This is a genomic window from Streptomyces griseiscabiei, from assembly GCF_020010925.1.
GTDB lineage: Bacteria > Actinomycetota > Actinomycetes > Streptomycetales > Streptomycetaceae > Streptomyces > Streptomyces griseiscabiei.
Genome location: NZ_JAGJBZ010000003.1, coordinates 946,303 through 960,210, shown reverse-complemented (window position 1 = coordinate 960,210; position 13,908 = coordinate 946,303). Strand labels below are relative to the sequence as shown.

General features: G+C 70.1%; 20 protein-coding genes. 2 read left to right on the top strand and 18 right to left on the bottom strand.

The features are described 5' to 3' along the window. Positions 1-62 precede the first annotated feature (62 nt). The 17 genes from J8M51_RS38245 to J8M51_RS38165 all read right to left on the bottom strand — a co-directional run bounded on the left by J8M51_RS38245 (position 63) and on the right by J8M51_RS38165 (position 8,408). Positions 63-248, bottom strand: coding sequence for a type Z 30S ribosomal protein S14 (locus tag J8M51_RS38245; RefSeq protein ID WP_003948630.1), 186 nt, complete (start codon positions 246-248; stop codon positions 63-65). 5 nt (positions 249-253) lie between these two features. Beyond that, on the bottom strand, positions 254-811 hold the full coding sequence (gene rplE / locus J8M51_RS38240) for a 50S ribosomal protein L5 (protein WP_005481216.1): 558 nt from the start codon (positions 809-811) through the stop codon (positions 254-256). After that, positions 811-1,134, bottom strand: coding sequence for a 50S ribosomal protein L24 (gene rplX / locus J8M51_RS38235; protein WP_086752863.1), 324 nt, complete (start codon positions 1,132-1,134; stop codon positions 811-813). Before rplX ends, rplE begins: the two co-directional genes overlap by 1 nt. Before the next feature lie 2 nt (positions 1,135-1,136). After that, the gene (gene rplN / locus J8M51_RS38230) at positions 1,137-1,505 is read right to left on the bottom strand and encodes a 50S ribosomal protein L14 (protein ID WP_003992364.1); all 369 of its coding nucleotides are present in this window, start codon (positions 1,503-1,505) and stop codon (positions 1,137-1,139) included. 99 nt (positions 1,506-1,604) lie between these two features. Then, on the bottom strand, positions 1,605-1,892 hold the full coding sequence (gene rpsQ / locus J8M51_RS38225; protein ID WP_086752861.1) for a 30S ribosomal protein S17: 288 nt from the start codon (positions 1,890-1,892) through the stop codon (positions 1,605-1,607). Further along, positions 1,892-2,116: a 50S ribosomal protein L29 gene (rpmC, locus tag J8M51_RS38220; protein WP_086752859.1), complete on the bottom strand. Its 225-nt coding sequence runs from the start codon at positions 2,114-2,116 to the stop codon at positions 1,892-1,894. The genes rpsQ and rpmC overlap by 1 nt, the downstream gene beginning before the upstream one ends. Then, entirely contained in the window at positions 2,116-2,535 is a 420-nt protein-coding gene (gene rplP / locus J8M51_RS38215) for a 50S ribosomal protein L16 (RefSeq protein WP_004927269.1), read from the bottom strand. Before rplP ends, rpmC begins: the two co-directional genes overlap by 1 nt. Before the next feature lie 5 nt (positions 2,536-2,540). After that, complete coding sequence (gene rpsC, locus J8M51_RS38210; RefSeq protein WP_005481221.1) at positions 2,541-3,374, bottom strand: 30S ribosomal protein S3; 834 nt, start codon at positions 3,372-3,374, stop codon at positions 2,541-2,543. Beyond that, positions 3,374-3,721, bottom strand: a complete 348-nt coding sequence (gene rplV, locus J8M51_RS38205; protein ID WP_004571827.1) for a 50S ribosomal protein L22 — start codon at positions 3,719-3,721, stop codon at positions 3,374-3,376. Before rplV ends, rpsC begins: the two co-directional genes overlap by 1 nt. A gap of 42 nt (positions 3,722-3,763) precedes the next feature. Further along, positions 3,764-4,045 (bottom strand): 30S ribosomal protein S19, encoded by a 282-nt coding sequence (rpsS, locus tag J8M51_RS38200; RefSeq protein WP_013001415.1) that lies wholly within the window; start codon positions 4,043-4,045, stop codon positions 3,764-3,766. 12 nt (positions 4,046-4,057) lie between these two features. Next, complete coding sequence (rplB, locus tag J8M51_RS38195) at positions 4,058-4,894, bottom strand: 50S ribosomal protein L2 (RefSeq protein ID WP_060883629.1); 837 nt, start codon at positions 4,892-4,894, stop codon at positions 4,058-4,060. 38 nt (positions 4,895-4,932) lie between these two features. Further along, a complete protein-coding gene (gene rplW, locus J8M51_RS38190; RefSeq protein ID WP_086752857.1) occupies positions 4,933-5,352 on the bottom strand; it encodes a 50S ribosomal protein L23 in 420 nt (139 codons plus the stop codon). Continuing rightward, positions 5,352-6,011 carry a 50S ribosomal protein L4 gene (gene rplD, locus J8M51_RS38185; RefSeq protein WP_086752855.1) on the bottom strand — a complete coding sequence of 220 codons (660 nt, stop codon included), beginning with the start codon at positions 6,009-6,011 and terminating at the stop codon, positions 5,352-5,354. Before rplD ends, rplW begins: the two co-directional genes overlap by 1 nt. A 7-nt stretch (positions 6,012-6,018) precedes the next feature. Beyond that, positions 6,019-6,663, bottom strand: a complete 645-nt coding sequence (gene rplC, locus J8M51_RS38180; RefSeq protein WP_020118531.1) for a 50S ribosomal protein L3 — start codon at positions 6,661-6,663, stop codon at positions 6,019-6,021. 17 nt (positions 6,664-6,680) lie between these two features. Next, complete coding sequence (gene rpsJ, locus J8M51_RS38175; protein WP_003948644.1) at positions 6,681-6,989, bottom strand: 30S ribosomal protein S10; 309 nt, start codon at positions 6,987-6,989, stop codon at positions 6,681-6,683. A gap of 410 nt (positions 6,990-7,399) precedes the next feature. Beyond that, positions 7,400-7,639 (bottom strand): hypothetical protein, encoded by a 240-nt coding sequence (locus J8M51_RS38170; protein WP_143673084.1) that lies wholly within the window; start codon positions 7,637-7,639, stop codon positions 7,400-7,402. 40 nt (positions 7,640-7,679) lie between these two features. Further along, positions 7,680-8,408: a YoaK family protein gene (locus J8M51_RS38165; RefSeq protein WP_086752851.1), complete on the bottom strand. Its 729-nt coding sequence runs from the start codon at positions 8,406-8,408 to the stop codon at positions 7,680-7,682. Between the two features lie 104 nt (positions 8,409-8,512). Between J8M51_RS38165 and J8M51_RS38160 the strand changes: the two genes are divergently transcribed. Both J8M51_RS38160 and J8M51_RS38155 read left to right on the top strand, forming a co-directional pair. Beyond that, positions 8,513-10,186: an RNA ligase family protein gene (locus tag J8M51_RS38160; protein ID WP_086752848.1), complete on the top strand. Its 1,674-nt coding sequence runs from the start codon at positions 8,513-8,515 to the stop codon at positions 10,184-10,186. Between the two features lie 19 nt (positions 10,187-10,205). Next, complete coding sequence (locus J8M51_RS38155; protein ID WP_267299859.1) at positions 10,206-12,986, top strand: poly(A) polymerase; 2,781 nt, start codon at positions 10,206-10,208, stop codon at positions 12,984-12,986. Positions 12,987-13,003: 17 nt separating this feature from the next. On the opposite strand, the gene J8M51_RS38150 is transcribed toward J8M51_RS38155, so the two are convergent. Then, positions 13,004-13,831 (bottom strand): hypothetical protein, encoded by an 828-nt coding sequence (locus tag J8M51_RS38150; protein ID WP_216589670.1) that lies wholly within the window; start codon positions 13,829-13,831, stop codon positions 13,004-13,006. Positions 13,832-13,908 lie beyond the last annotated feature (77 nt).

Genomic DNA, 13,908 nt, shown 5'->3' with positions numbered 1-13,908 from the left:
GGGAGGGCGCCTGACACGCCCAGTGCTTACCGAGAGCTTCGGGAATCCCTGAAAAGCAGGGACTACCAGGAGCTCTTGGTCACGCCCGGCAGCTCGCCACGGTGAGCCATCTCACGGAGGCACACGCGGCACAGGCCGAACTTGCGGTACACGGAGTGGGGACGGCCGCAGCGCTGGCAGCGCGTGTAGCCACGCACGCCGAACTTGGGCTTGCGAGCAGCCTTCGCGATCAGAGCCTTCTTCGCCATCTCGCTCACGCCTCCTTGAAGGGGAAGCCGAGGTGACGAAGGAGGGCGCGGCCCTCAGCGTCGTTGGTCGCCGTGGTCACCACGGTGATGTCCATACCCCGGGTACGGTCGATCTTGTCCTGGTCGATCTCGTGGAACATGACCTGCTCGGTGAGACCGAAGGTGTAGTTGCCACGGCCGTCGAACTGCTTGGGGGACAGACCACGGAAGTCGCGGATGCGCGGGAGCGCGAGCGACAGGGTGCGGTCCAGGAACTCCCACATGCGGTCGCCACGGAGCGTGACGTGGGCACCGATCGGCTGGCCCTCACGCAGCTTGAACTGCGCGATGGACTTGCGGGCCTTGGTGACGGCCGGCTTCTGCCCGGTGATCGTGGTGAGGTCGCGGATGGCGCCCTCGATCAGCTTGGAGTCGCGGGCGGCGTCGCCCACACCCATGTTGACCACGATCTTGACGAGGCCCGGGGTCTGCATGACGTTCTCGTAGGAGAACTCTTCCTGCAGCTTGCCCGCGATCTCCTCGCGGTACTTCGTCTTGAGACGCGGAGTGGTGGTGGTAGCCATCAGATGTCCTCACCCGTCCGCTTGGCAACGCGAACCTTGTTGCCCTCGTCGTCGAAGCGGTAACCGACACGCGTGACGACCTTCTTGCCGTCCTTCTCCACGACCAGCTGGACGTTGGAGACGTGGATCGACGCCTCGACCGTGACGATGCCGCCGGCCTGCGAACCCTTGGCGGTGGGGCCGGCCTTGGTGTGCTTCTTGACCCGGTTGACACCCTCGACCAGGACGCGGTCCTCGCGGGGGAAGGCCGCGATGACCTTGCCCTGCTTGCCCTTGTCCTTACCGGTGATGACCTGGACCAGGTCGCCCTTCTTGATCTTCATGCTTACAGCACCTCCGGCGCGAGCGAGATGATCTTCATGAACTTCTTCTCGCGCAGCTCCCGGCCGACCGGGCCGAAGATACGGGTGCCACGAGGGTCGCCGTCGTTCTTGAGAATGACAGCGGCGTTCTCGTCGAAGCGGATGTACGAGCCGTCCGGACGGCGGCGCTCCTTGACGGTGCGAACGATGACCGCCTTGATGACGTCACCCTTCTTCACGTTGCCGCCGGGGATCGCGTCCTTGACGGTGGCGACGATGACGTCACCGATGCCCGCGTAGCGGCGACCGGAGCCACCGAGCACACGGATGCAAAGGATCTCCTTCGCACCAGTGTTGTCGGCGACACGCAGTCGCGACTCCTGCTGGATCACGTCTATCTCCTGATTGTCTGCCGGTTCCCGGCAGGGGCCTCAGTCACGAGGACCCCTGCCGAGCCTGGCGGAACTGACCTGCGGGGTTGGCCGCAGGAATTACTTGGCCTTCTCGAGGATCTCGACGACACGCCAGTGCTTCGTGGCGGACAGCGGCCGGGTCTCCATGAGGAGGACACGGTCGCCGACGCCGGCGGCGTTCTGCTCGTCGTGCGCCTTGAGCTTGCTCGTGCTGCGGATGACCTTGCCGTACAGGGCGTGCTTCTTGCGGTCCTCGACAGCGACGACGACGGTCTTGTCCATCTTGTCGCTGACGACGATGCCCTCACGGGTCTTGCGGAATCCGCGCGACTCGGTGTTCGTCTCAGTCACATTGCTCTCGCTCATCAGGCGCTCTCCACCGTCTCGATGCCCAGCTCGCGCTCACGCATCAGGGTGTAGATCCGCGCGATGTCCTTGCGGACGGCCTTGAGCCGACCGTGGTTCTCGAGCTGACCGGTCGCCGCCTGGAAGCGGAGGTTGAACAGCTCTTCCTTGGCTTCGCGGAGCTTGCCCAGAAGCTCCTCGTCACCCAGTTCGCGCAGCTCGGACGCCTTGGTACCGGCCGACATCACGCTTCACCTGCCTCGCGCTTGACGATCCGGCACTTCATCGGCAGCTTGTGGGCTGCGCGAGTCAGGGCCTCACGGGCGATCTTCTCGTTGGGGTAGGACAGCTCGAACATGACCCGGCCCGGGTGCACGTTCGCGATCCACCACTCCGGCGAACCCTTACCGGAACCCATGCGGGTCTCGGCAGGCTTCTTCGTGAGCGGGCGGTCCGGGTAGATGTTGATCCAGACCTTGCCACCACGCTTGATGTGGCGGGTCATGGCGATACGGGCCGCCTCGATCTGGCGGTTGGTCACGTACGCCGGCGTGAGGGCCTGAATGCCGTACTCGCCGAACGCGACCGTCGTACCGCCCTTGGCCTGGCCACGGCGCTTCGGGTGGTGCTGCTTGCGGTGCTTGACCCTACGGGGGATCAGCATGTCCCTCAGGCCTCCGTTCCGGTGCTCTCAGCCGGAGCGGCGGCGGCGGGAGCCTCGGCCTTGGGGGCCTCGGCGCCGGCAGCCTGCTGCGGCTTACGACCGCGACCGCCACGCTCGCCACCGCGGCCACCACGGCCGGCGGGGCGGTCAGCGCCGCCACGGGCCGGGCGGTTGCCGGCGCGGGCAGCGGCGTTCTCGGCGCGGACCTCGGCGATGTTCTTGACGTCGCCCTTGTAGATCCAGACCTTCACACCGATGCGGCCGAAGGTCGTCTTGGCCTCGAAGAAGCCGTAGTCCACGTTCGCGCGGAGCGTGTGCAGGGGCACACGGCCCTCGCGGTAGAACTCCGAGCGGGACATCTCGGCGCCACCGAGGCGGCCACCGCACTGGATCTTGATGCCCTTGGCGCCGGCCTTCATCGTGCCCTGCATGCTCTTACGCATGGCGCGACGGAAGGAGACGCGGGAGGACAGCTGCTCGGCGACGGCCTGGGCCACCAGCTGAGCGTCCGTCTCCGGGCTCTTGACCTCGAGGATGTTCAGCTGGACCTGCTTGCCGGTCAGCTTCTCGAGGTCGCCGCGGATACGGTCGGCCTCGGCGCCGCGGCGGCCGATGACGATGCCCGGACGCGCGGTGTGGATGTCGACGCGGACGCGGTCACGGGTGCGCTCGATCTCCACCTTCGAGATGCCGGCGCGCTCCATGCCGGACGTCATCATCCGACGGATGGCGACGTCTTCCTTGACGTAGTCCTTGTACAGCTTGTCGGCGTACCAACGCGACTTGAAGTCGGTCGTGACACCGAGCCGGAACCCATGCGGGTTTACCTTCTGGCCCATTACCGGGTTCCTTCCTTGCTGCTGACGACCACGGTGATGTGGCTGGTCCGCTTGCGGATCCGGTAGGCACGGCCCTGGGCACGCGGACGGAACCGCTTCAGGGTCGGGCCCTCGTCCACGTACGCCTCGCTGATGACCAGCGAAGAGGCGTCCGTGTGGTCGTAGTTGTGTGCGGCGTTGGCAATGGCGCTGTCCAGCACCTTGCCGACCGGCACGCTCGCGGCCTGCGGGGCGAAACGCAGGACCGCCTGAGCCTCCGTGGCGTCCATGCCACGGATGAGGTCCACCACGCGGCGGGCCTTCATGGGCGTGACGCGGATGTACCGCGCCTGGGCCCTGGCTTCCATGGTTGTCCTTCCAGTGTCTGTCATGGTCGATTCCACCCCGCGTTAGCGGCGCTTCGACTTCCGGTCGTCCTTGACGTGACCCCGGAAGGTGCGCGTCGGCGAGAACTCGCCGAGCTTGTGGCCGACCATCGACTCGGTGACGAACACCGGAATGTGGGTCTTGCCGTTGTGCACCGCGATCGTGTGGCCGAGCATGGCCGGGATGATCATCGAGCGACGGGACCAGGTCTTGATGACGTTCTTGGTGCCGGCTTCGTTCTGTACGTCCACCTTCTTGATGAGGTGTCCGTCGACGAAGGGCCCCTTCTTGAGACTGCGCGGCATCTAAACCCGCTCCTAGCGCTTCTTGTTCGTCTTGCGGCGGCGGACGATGTACTTGCTCGAAGCCTTCTTCGGCGAGCGAGTACGACCCTCCTTCTGACCCCAGGGGCTGACCGGGTGGCGACCACCGGAGGTCTTGCCCTCACCACCACCGTGGGGGTGGTCAACCGGGTTCATCGCCACACCGCGAACGGTCGGGCGGACGCCCAGCCAGCGCTTGCGGCCGGCCTTGCCCCAGTTGATGTTGCTCTGCTCGGCGTTGCCGACCTCGCCGACGGTGGCGCGGCAGCGCACGTCGACCAGGCGGATCTCACCGGACGGCATGCGGAGGTGGGCGTAGGCGCCCTCCTTCGCGAGCAGCTGCACGGAGGTACCGGCGGAGCGGGCGAACTTGGCGCCGCCACCGGGACGGAGCTCGATCGCGTGGATCGTGGTACCGACCGGGATGTTGCGGAGCGCCAGGTTGTTGCCCGGCTTGATGTCGGCCCCGGGACCGTTCTCGACGCGGTCGCCCTGCGACAGGTTGCGGGGGGCGAGGATGTAGCGCTTCTCGCCGTCCGCGTAGTGCAGCAGCGCGATGCGCGCGGTGCGGTTGGGGTCGTACTCGATGTGCGCGACCTTCGCCGGCACGCCGTCCTTGTCGTGCCGACGGAAGTCGATGACACGGTAGGCGCGCTTGTGTCCGCCACCCTGGTGACGAACGGTCACACGACCGGCGTTGTTACGGCCGCCCTTGCTGTGCAGGGGGCGGACCAGCGACTTCTCCGGCGTGGACCGCGTGATCTCGACGAAGTCGGCGACGCTGGAGCCGCGACGGCCCGGCGTAGTCGGCTTGTACTTGCGGATTCCCATTTCTCAGTCCTCGTCCGATATCGGACGATCCGACCCGCTTAAGCGGTCGGACCGCCGAAGATGTCGATACGGTCGCCCTCGGCAAGGGTCACGATCGCGCGCTTGCTGCCCGCACGCTGACCGAAACCGGTCTTCGTGCGCTTGCGCTTGCCCTGGCGGTTGAGCGTGTTCACGCCGGTGACCTTGACCGAGAAGACCGCCTGGACGGCCTGCTTGATCTGGGTCTTGTTGGCGTTGGGGGCCACGATGAACGTGTACTTGCCCTCGTCGAGGAGCGCGTAGCTCTTCTCCGACACGACCGGCTTCAGCAGCACGTCACGGTGGTCCGTGAACGCCTTGCTGGGCGCGGTGACGACGGTGTTCTTGCCCTCGGTGGCGTGGCGCTTCGCCTTGGCGACGCGAGCGACCTTGGCGGCCTTGGCCGCCTTGGAGGCGATAGAGGGGTGACGGATAGCCATCAGACCTCAGTCCCTTCGGTGTCGTTGGCCTTGTTCGGGCCGGACACGAAGGACTCCAGGGCACCCTGGGTGAAGACCACATCGTCGGAGACGATCACGTCGTACGTGTTCAGCTGGCCCGGCTCCAGGATGTGCACCTGGGGCAGGTTGCGGGCGGAGAGCCACGCGGCCTCGTCGGCGCGCTCGACGACCAGGAGCAGGTTCTTGCGCTCCGAGATCTTGCCGAACAGCGACTTGGCGGCCTTCGTGGAGGGGTTCTCGCCCTCGATCACGCCGGAGACGACGTGGATGCGGTTGTGGCGGGCCCGGTCGGTGAGGGCGTGGCGCAGGGCCGCGGCCTTCATCTTCTTGGGCGTCCGCTGCGAGTAGTCACGCGGCTGCGGGCCGTGGACGACGCCACCACCGGCGAACTGCGGCGCGCGGGTCGAGCCCTGACGGGCGCGGCCGGTGCCCTTCTGGCGGTACGGCTTCTTGCCGCCACCACGGACCTCGCCACGGGTCTTCGTCTTGTGCGTGCCCTGACGGGCAGCCGCGTTCTGCGCGACGACGACCTGGTGGATCAGCGGGATGCTGACCTTCTCCACGCCGAAGATCTCCGCGGGGAGTTCGACGCTTCCGGTCTTCTCGCCGGCAGGCGAAAGGATGTCAACAGTGCTCATCGGTACCTCAGGCCCCCTTGGCCGCGGTGCGGACCAGGACGAGGCCGCCGTTCGGACCGGGAACCGCGCCCTTGATGAGCAGCAGACCCTTCTCCGCGTCAACGGCGTGGACGGTCAGGTTCTGGGTGGTGACCCGCTCGTTGCCCATGCGACCCGCCATGCGGAGGCCCTTGAACACACGGCCCGGGGTGGCGCAGCCACCGATGGAGCCGGGAGAGCGGTGCTTGCGCTGGGTGCCGTGACCGGCGCCGAGGCCCTTGAAGTTGTGACGCTTCATGACACCGGCGAAGCCCTTGCCCTTGCTCTTGCCGGTCACGTCCACCTTGACGCCGGCCTCGAAGACCTCGGCGGAGATCTCCTGGCCCAGCGTGTACTCGGAGGCGTCCGCGGTGCGGATCTCGACGAGGTGACGGCGGGGGGTGACGTCGGCCTTGGCGAAGTGACCCTTGAGGGGCTTGTTCACCTTGCGCGGGTCGATCTCGCCGAAGGCGATCTGGACCGACTCGTAGCCGTCGACATCGTTCGTACGGACCTGGGTCACGACGTTGGGGCTGGCCTTGACGACGGTGACCGGAACAACACGGTTGTTCTCGTCCCACACCTGCGTCATGCCGAGCTTCTCGCCCAGGATTCCCTTGATCTGCTTAGCCATTCTCAGATCACCGATCCCTAGAGCTTGATCTCGATGTCGACACCGGCCGGAAGGTCGAGTCGCATCAGAGAGTCAACGGTCTTGGGCGTCGGGTCGAGGATGTCGATCAGGCGCTTGTGCGTGCGCATCTCGAAGTGCTCGCGCGAGTCCTTGTACTTGTGCGGCGACTTGATGACGCAGTACACGTTCTTCTCAGTGGGCAGCGGCACCGGGCCCGCGACCGACGCACCAGTGCGGGTCACCGTCTCGACGATCTTCTTCGCCGAGGAGTCGATGACCTCGTGGTCGTAGGCCTTGAGCCGGATGCGGATCTTCTGTCCCGCCATGGCTACTCAGTAGTCCTTTGTCTCGTTTAACGCTCTGGAACCCGGTGTTCCGTTCACCCGCCCCTCCGACCCACGCGGTCGGGCGTGTCGCGCTTCCGCTGACACAGATGCCCCTTGTTCGAGCATCCCCTGTCCGGGAAACACGGCCCCACCTTCAGCCGCGGGCCGGGGGCAGAAGCCCACCGGGTGCCTGGCCGGCGCCGCACTGACACTTCCCGAAAGATTCCCGTACGTCCGCTCCAGCGCTGCCGTAAGGCAGTTGGGGCGACGAGTACTGTGGGACTCGCTTCCGGTCCTCCCGGCGGGAGGCGCGCAGCATCAACACTCGACCGAGCAACCCCGCTAGTCTGCCATACGGCCCACCGGCTCCGCCAATCGAGCCGGAGAGATTACCCCGAGAGTGACGGACGTCAAACCCGGGTGCCGTCGACACGGTCCGGGGCGTCGTCCGGGGCGTCCGCCGCGCGATCGGGATATATGAGGCGGGCCGCCAGGCCGATCGCCCCCAAGGACGTCAGCGCCAGCACGGTCCGCATCCACCGCATCCCCCCGGTCCAGTCCTGGGGTACGCCGAGGGCCGCCCAGAGGGCGCCGCTGATTCCGGCGAGTACGAGAACGGCGCCGATGAGGCGGCTCACTGGAAGACTCATGCGTCCATGATCCACAGCGACTTCGCGGGGGCGCCCCGATTCAGCCGGACTCCGACGGCTCCGGCGCACGCCCCCGCCGCATCGCCCAGTAGCCCGCGCCCAGGGCGAGGACCAGCGCGGCGGGGATCAGCAGGACCAGCGCCGGATGCACTTCTACTCGCAGCAGCAGCCACGCGCCCAGCAGGCCGCCGCCGAACATCGCGGCGACCGAGGCGAGACGGCGGCCCTCGTTCCTGGCGCCCGCCCCGACGTGGCTGTCGGGGTGCGGCGGCAGACCGCTGAGGAGCGCGGTCAGGGCGCGGGTGGAGACCGTGGTGGGGACGTCCGCGACCCGCGCCCGCAGGGTGGTGACGTTGCGGACACCCATGGCCACGGCAACCAGGGCGACGACGGTGTAGTGGGGGTCCTGCGCCGGACCGCCCGTCACATCGAGGCCGGTGCGCCAGGCGACCAGTCCACCCAGTCCCAGCAGCACGGCCTCGACGACCAGCGCGGGCCCGAACCAGCGTCGGCCGTGCGCGTCCACACCGGACTCGAACCGGGAACCGAGCACCGCGCCGACCACGAACCCGGCGAACGAGACGCCCGAGGCGGCCGGGGACAGCCCGGCGGCACCGGTGAGCGCGAAGGAGAGGAAGAGCAGGTTCCCGGTCTGCACGGCCGTGAACACCGGTCCGAGCACGAGAAAGCTGACGGCCTCGATCATGCCGGTCGTCACCGTGAGCGCCACCATGGCCGATGTGAGCCCGACGCCCGCACTGGGCTTCATACCCGGACCCTAGGGCCCGCATAATCCGCTCGCCCGCCCACGAGCCGCGCTCCTACGCTGATCAGGTAAGTCGGCCGGCACGGGGGAACCGGGGAACATCCATCATGCGCACGCACTATCCACGGACCCGGCATCTGCCCTGGTCCCCCGGCGCCACCGCCGACGATCTGCGGGTCGCCGACCTGTCCGGGCTGCGCGGCCACGAGGTCGTGGTGACGGAGAAGCTCGACGGCGAGAACACGACGCTGTACCGCGACGGCGTGCACGCCCGCTCACTCGACTCCGCTCACCACCCCTCCCGTACCTGGGTCAAGGCGCTCCAGGCCCGGATCGGCCACGCCGTCCCGGCGGGCTGGCGGGTGTGCGGCGAGAACATGTTCGCCCGGCATTCGCTCGCCTACGACGACCTGGACAGCTGGTTCTACGGCTTCTCGGTGTGGGACGGGGACGGGCGCTGCCTGGACTGGGACCGGACGGTGGCCTTCCTGCACGGCCTCGGGGTGCCCGTGCCGCGCGTGCTGTGGCGGGGCGTGTTCGACGAGCGGGCGCTGCGCGCGCTGCGGCTGGACCTCGGACGGCAGGAGGGGTACGTCGTCCGGGTCGTGGACGGCTTCGGCGCGGAGGAGTTCGGCGCGCGGGTCGCGAAGTGGGTGCGGGCCGGGCACGTACGGACGGACACGCACTGGATGCACGCGGCGGTCGTGGAGAACGGACTGGGCGCGCGGGCGCCGCTGTGGGCCGTGCGCTCCGGCGCGCCCGCCGACGCGGAGGCGCTGGCGGAGGCGGTGGGGCTGCCCGGGGAGGGGGACCAGGAGGCCGCCGCCCGCTTCGAACCGGCGGAGGCGACCGGGGACGACCGGCTCGCCGGCGTCCTGGCCGCCGTGCTGAACCGCCAGGGAGGGGGCGGCCGGCGGGCCCGGGTCGCGGCGCGGCTCGCCGGGGTCGTGGGCATGCCGCTCGCGCGCCGGGTCGCGGACCTGGTGGGGCTGCACCCCGCGCTGCACCGGCCGTATCCCGACGAGGACCGCCGCACCGGCCTGGCCCGGCTGTCCCTGGCCGCCGGCCTCGGGCCGCTGCACGCGGTCGCGCGGGCCACGGCGGTGACGGACGAGGCGCGGGAGCAGGTGGAGTGGTCGGCGCTGCACGCGGAAGAGGTGGCGCCCCTGGACGAGGCCGCCCTGCGGGACGCGTTCGCCGGGCTGCCGCCCGAGGCGGCTCTGCGCTGCCGGGCCGAGGCGCGGGAGGCGTACGCGCGGGGGCGCGTCGGCGATGTCGAGGGAGCCGTCGCCGCGACCTGGCGATGGCGGTCGGGGGCCTTCCCGGGGCTGGTCCAGCTGGTCGGGCCGGCGGGCAGCGGCAAGAGCACGTTCGCGAGAGCTCTCGGGGGCGTCGACACGTACATATCGCTGGACGATCTGCGCGAGGCGCGCGGCGCGCGCGCCGATCAGCGCGCCAACGCGGACGTCCTGCGCGCCGGGCTCGACCGGCTGGACGAGGCACTGGCCGGCGGCGGGACGACGGTGTGGGACGCCACCTCGCTCACCCATCAGCAGCGCTCGCTGGTGCACACGGTCGCGCACCGCCGCGACGCGCTGATCACGCACGCCGTGGTGCTGGTCGACGAGGACGAACTCGTACGACGCGACACCCGGCGCCGGCATCCGGTGCCGCCCGGGGTGCTCACCGGCCAGCTGCGCCGCTTCGCCCCGCCCTATCCGGGCGACGCGCACCGCACCTGGTACGTCGGGGCGAGCGGGACCATAGAGGACGAGATCTGAGAAAGAGGTCTGAGGAACCGTGCGGACGAGCGAGGAGATCTATCACCGGGTGCGCTGGGACGCGCGCTTCGACCCGGCCCGTTTCGTGCTCGGCGTGCTGCAGCGCAACGCCGCGCCCAAGCGGGTCCCGCTGCCCGCGTTCGTGCCCGGCGGGGAGATCCCGTGGCACCGGGTGCTGTTCTTCGAGGCGGACGGCGAGGTGGTCTGGGACCGGGCCACGGGTGTGGACCGGATGGACGCGACGGACGCGGGGCGCGTACGGGAGGCGCGGCTGCTCCGGGCGCCGTTCTTCACGGCGCGCACACCGCACGCGTGGGACGGCGAGCGCTGGGCGCCCGCGACCGGCTCACCGCGAGAGGCTGCCGCCTCCTCCGTCCGGGTGCTGACCTGGAACACCCTCTGGGACCGCTACGACGCCGATCTCATCGACACCGCCCGGCGCAGACCGCTGCTGCTGCGGGCCCTGCGGGACGCGGACGCGGACGTGATCGCGTTGCAGGAGGTCGAGGCGGAGCTGTTGGCCCTGCTGCTGCGCGAGCCCTGGCTGCGGGAGGGCTGGACCCTGGGCACGGCCCCGTCCGGGCGGGACGTGGCGGAGTGCGGGCTGCTGTTGCTGAGCCGGCTGCCGGTGCGCGAGGCCGCGTTCCACGCGCTGGGCCCGCACAAGGCGGTGACGGCCGTGGTGGTGGAGACGGGCGCGCACCCCCTGGTCGTGGCGGCGACGCATCTGAGCAGCGACCACTCGGCCGACGGCGCCGGTCGCCGTACCGCCGAACTGGCCCGTCTCGCCGAGGGGTTGGCGGGCCTGGACGCCGATCTGCTGCTCCTCGGCGACTTCAACGACGGCGGCGACACCCCGCAGTCGGCCCTGGGCATGCGGGACGCGTGGAGCGAGACGCACGGCCGGGCGGACACGACACCGACCTTCGACCCGACCGCCAACCCGCTGGCCGCGGTCTCGTCGCTGTCCGGACGGGCGTCCCGGCTGGACCGGGTCCTGCTGCGCGGCGCGGGCCTGGGGGTGCGCTCGGCCGAGCTGTACGGGGACACGCCCACGGCGGAGGGGCTGTTCGTCTCGGACCACTACGGGGTCCGGGCGGAGGTGGCGCCCGAGGCCCCGCACAGCGGCCTCGCCCGTCTCGACCTCCGGCCGACGGCCCGCACGGCGCTGGCGTGGCTGCCTCCCGAGGAGCTGTGGCCGCCGCTCCAGGAGATCCGCCGGAGGAACGACCCGCAGATCCACCGCTGGCCCCCGCATGTGAACGTCCTCTTCGGCTTCGTACCGGAACACGCCTTCGAGGAGGCGGCCTCGGTCCTCGCGACGGCCACGACCTCGCCGTTCGACGCCCGGCTGGAGGGCGTGCACTGGTTCGGGCACCGGGACGACGCGACGGTGTGGCTGGACCCGGCGGCGGCGGGCGCGGAGCCCTGGGCCGAGCTGCACAGCACCCTCGTACGCCACTTCCCGCGCTGCCGGGGGCGCCAGGAGGGCTTCACCCCGCATCTGAGCCTGGGCCGCACCACCGACCCGAACGCCCTGGCCGCAGCGTGTGCGACCCGGCTCACCCCCCTGTCGGCCGGGGTCGGCGAGCTGGCGCTGCTGTCGCGGCGCGGGGACGAGCCGATGCGGGTGCGGGCGACGGTGAGCCTGGGGACGGGAGAGGTGCGCTGGCGGGAGGAGCCGACGCCGACCCCGTACCGGGACGAGGCCGCCGGCTCCGCCGTGGCCGACCGGGTCACCCGCCTCCTCACCGACGCGTTCCCCTCCGGTGTCGTGCATGTGGTCGGCTCCCGGCGCATGGGCTGCGCGCTGCCCGGCGCGGATCTGGACCTGGTGGCGGCGCTGCCGGGCAGGGCCGAACTGGCGACTGTGGAAGGGAAGTTGAAGGAGTCGATCCGGGCGACCGCCGAGGTGCGGGAGGTGGTCGGGGCACGCGTACCCGGTCTGCGGCTGCGGCTCGACGGGCTGGCGGTGGATCTGGCGGTCGTGGCCACGGGTTCCATGGACCCGGCGGAGGCGGTGGCGCGACGGACCGAGCTGGGCGAGGCGGCGGCGATCGCGCTCAGCGCGGTGAGCGACGCGGAGGCGGTACTCGCCTCGGCGGGCGCCCACGGTCCGGCCTTCGCCGGGCTGGCCAGGCAGGTCAAGGCATGGGCGAGGGCGCGGGGCCTGGACTCGGCACCGTTCGGCGGGCTGCCGGGCCTGGCGTGGTCGGTGCTGGCGGCCCGCACCGCGCGCGAGGCCGGCGAGCGGTCACCCGCCGATCTCCTCCGGCACTTCTTCGCGACCTGGGCGGCGTGGGACTGGCGCGAGCCGGTGGGTGCGGTCGAGCGGTGCGCGCTCCCCCTCATGATCGCGACCCCCTCGGCCCCGGTCCGTCCCTGCACGGACCAGGTCACGGCGGGCATGCGCGATCTGATCACCCAAGAGCTGTTCCGGGCCTGGGAGTCGCTGGAGGAGGGCAGCCCCCTGTCCGCCCTCCTCACCCCTCCCCCGCTCCACCGCCGCCACGCCGCGTGGGCGGTCGTGACGGTGGAGGGGGGCCGGGGCGGGAGCACGGACGAGGGCCGGGTACGGGGCAGGATGCGGGCCCTGATCACGGACCTCGCCGACCTCGCCCCCGACTGCCACGCCTGGCCCCGCCCCTTCACCACGGCCCCCGCCCGTTACGCGATCGGCCTGGGCCACTCCCCGCCGACCGCCGACGAGTTGGCCGCCGTGGCGGACCGCCGGCTACGCGGCTTGGCGGGGGTCACACTGACGCGGGCGGAGGGCGGCGAGGTGCCGACCCTGTCCTGAGGGGTCTCTTGAGGGGGTCAGCGCACGTCGACGTAGGCCGCCGGGCTGGTGGCGGTGTCGGTCGTGGTGTTGCCGTAGTACACCCAGCGGTAGAAGCCGTCGGCGGAGGCGTTCACCGTGGTCTTCAGGGCACCGGTGGAGCTGGTGGTGACCTTCTTGACCGTCTTGAACGAGGTGGCGTCCGAGGCGCGGTACTGGAGGCTGACCGTACGGCCGCTGTAGCCGCCGTACTTCTTGGTGCTCCAGTTCGCCCGGGTCAGCTTGCCCGTGACGGTGATCTTCTTGCCCTTGGTGACCGTCTCCGGCGTGGCCCCGACGGTGGCCCTGGCCGCGCGCTTGAGCTGCACGGTCTTGGACCGGGTCTCGTACTCCTCGGTCTTGAGACCGCCGCCGGACTTCCACAGGCGCAGCGCGACAGCGGTCTTCCAGGTGGTCGCCGCCGCGTTGGTGTCGACCTGCTTCCGGCTCCAGTGCGGGTCGATGTGGAACTCGCCCTCGCAGCGGGCATGCTTGGCGTCGATCTCGAAACAGGTGTAGATACCCGGCCCGATGTAGCCGTCGCCGGTGTCGACGGCCTTGCTCCTGCTACCCCGGTAGATGAAGGGGTGCGCGGTGTAACCGGAGGGCTTCGCGGTGCTCTGCCCGGACGGCAGGGCGATGTTGAAGGAGATCGGCGGCGCCACTTCCTTCGTCGTGCCGACCACGATCGGCTTGCCCTTGTTGATGACGATGTCCGACACGGTGATACCGGTGTCCGCCGCCTGAGCCGCCGGCGCGTTCAGCACCGAGAGCCCGAGCGCCCCCACGAGCGTGGCCGCCGCGACGGTTCGTCTGCCTGACTTCATTTACACCTCTTCGAATGGATGTCCATACGGGAGGCGGCAGAGTACCAAGAGTGATCTCGCGGCGATTCCCCACGTCA

Bases quoted from the DNA above. Each gene is read 5' to 3' on its own strand.
- J8M51_RS38245 (WP_003948630.1), bottom strand. From the start codon at position 248: ATGGCGAAGAAGGCTCTGATCGCGAAGGCTGCTCGCAAGCCCAAGTTC.
- rplD (WP_086752855.1), bottom strand. From the start codon at position 6,011: ATGAGCACTGTTGACATCCTTTCGCCTGCCGGCGAGAAGACCGGAAGC.
- rplV (WP_004571827.1), bottom strand. From the start codon at position 3,721: ATGGAAGCCAGGGCCCAGGCGCGGTACATCCGCGTCACGCCCATGAAG.
- J8M51_RS38150 (WP_216589670.1), bottom strand. From the start codon at position 13,831: ATGAAGTCAGGCAGACGAACCGTCGCGGCGGCCACGCTCGTGGGGGCG.
- rplW (WP_086752857.1), bottom strand. From the start codon at position 5,352: ATGGCTATCCGTCACCCCTCTATCGCCTCCAAGGCGGCCAAGGCCGCC.
- rpmC (WP_086752859.1), bottom strand. From the start codon at position 2,116: ATGTCGGCCGGTACCAAGGCGTCCGAGCTGCGCGAACTGGGTGACGAG.
- rplB (WP_060883629.1), bottom strand. From the start codon at position 4,894: ATGGGAATCCGCAAGTACAAGCCGACTACGCCGGGCCGTCGCGGCTCC.
- rplC (WP_020118531.1), bottom strand. From the start codon at position 6,663: ATGGCTAAGCAGATCAAGGGAATCCTGGGCGAGAAGCTCGGCATGACG.
- rpsS (WP_013001415.1), bottom strand. From the start codon at position 4,045: ATGCCGCGCAGTCTCAAGAAGGGGCCCTTCGTCGACGGACACCTCATC.
- J8M51_RS38165 (WP_086752851.1), bottom strand. From the start codon at position 8,408: ATGAAGCCCAGTGCGGGCGTCGGGCTCACATCGGCCATGGTGGCGCTC.
- rpsQ (WP_086752861.1), bottom strand. From the start codon at position 1,892: ATGAGCGAGAGCAATGTGACTGAGACGAACACCGAGTCGCGCGGATTC.
- rplX (WP_086752863.1), bottom strand. From the start codon at position 1,134: ATGAAGATCAAGAAGGGCGACCTGGTCCAGGTCATCACCGGTAAGGAC.
- J8M51_RS38170 (WP_143673084.1), bottom strand. From the start codon at position 7,639: ATGAGTCTTCCAGTGAGCCGCCTCATCGGCGCCGTTCTCGTACTCGCC.
- rplP (WP_004927269.1), bottom strand. From the start codon at position 2,535: ATGCTGATCCCCCGTAGGGTCAAGCACCGCAAGCAGCACCACCCGAAG.
- J8M51_RS38160 (WP_086752848.1), top strand. From the start codon at position 8,513: ATGCGCACGCACTATCCACGGACCCGGCATCTGCCCTGGTCCCCCGGC.
- rpsJ (WP_003948644.1), bottom strand. From the start codon at position 6,989: ATGGCGGGACAGAAGATCCGCATCCGGCTCAAGGCCTACGACCACGAG.
- rplE (WP_005481216.1), bottom strand. From the start codon at position 811: ATGGCTACCACCACCACTCCGCGTCTCAAGACGAAGTACCGCGAGGAG.
- rpsC (WP_005481221.1), bottom strand. From the start codon at position 3,374: ATGGGCCAGAAGGTAAACCCGCATGGGTTCCGGCTCGGTGTCACGACC.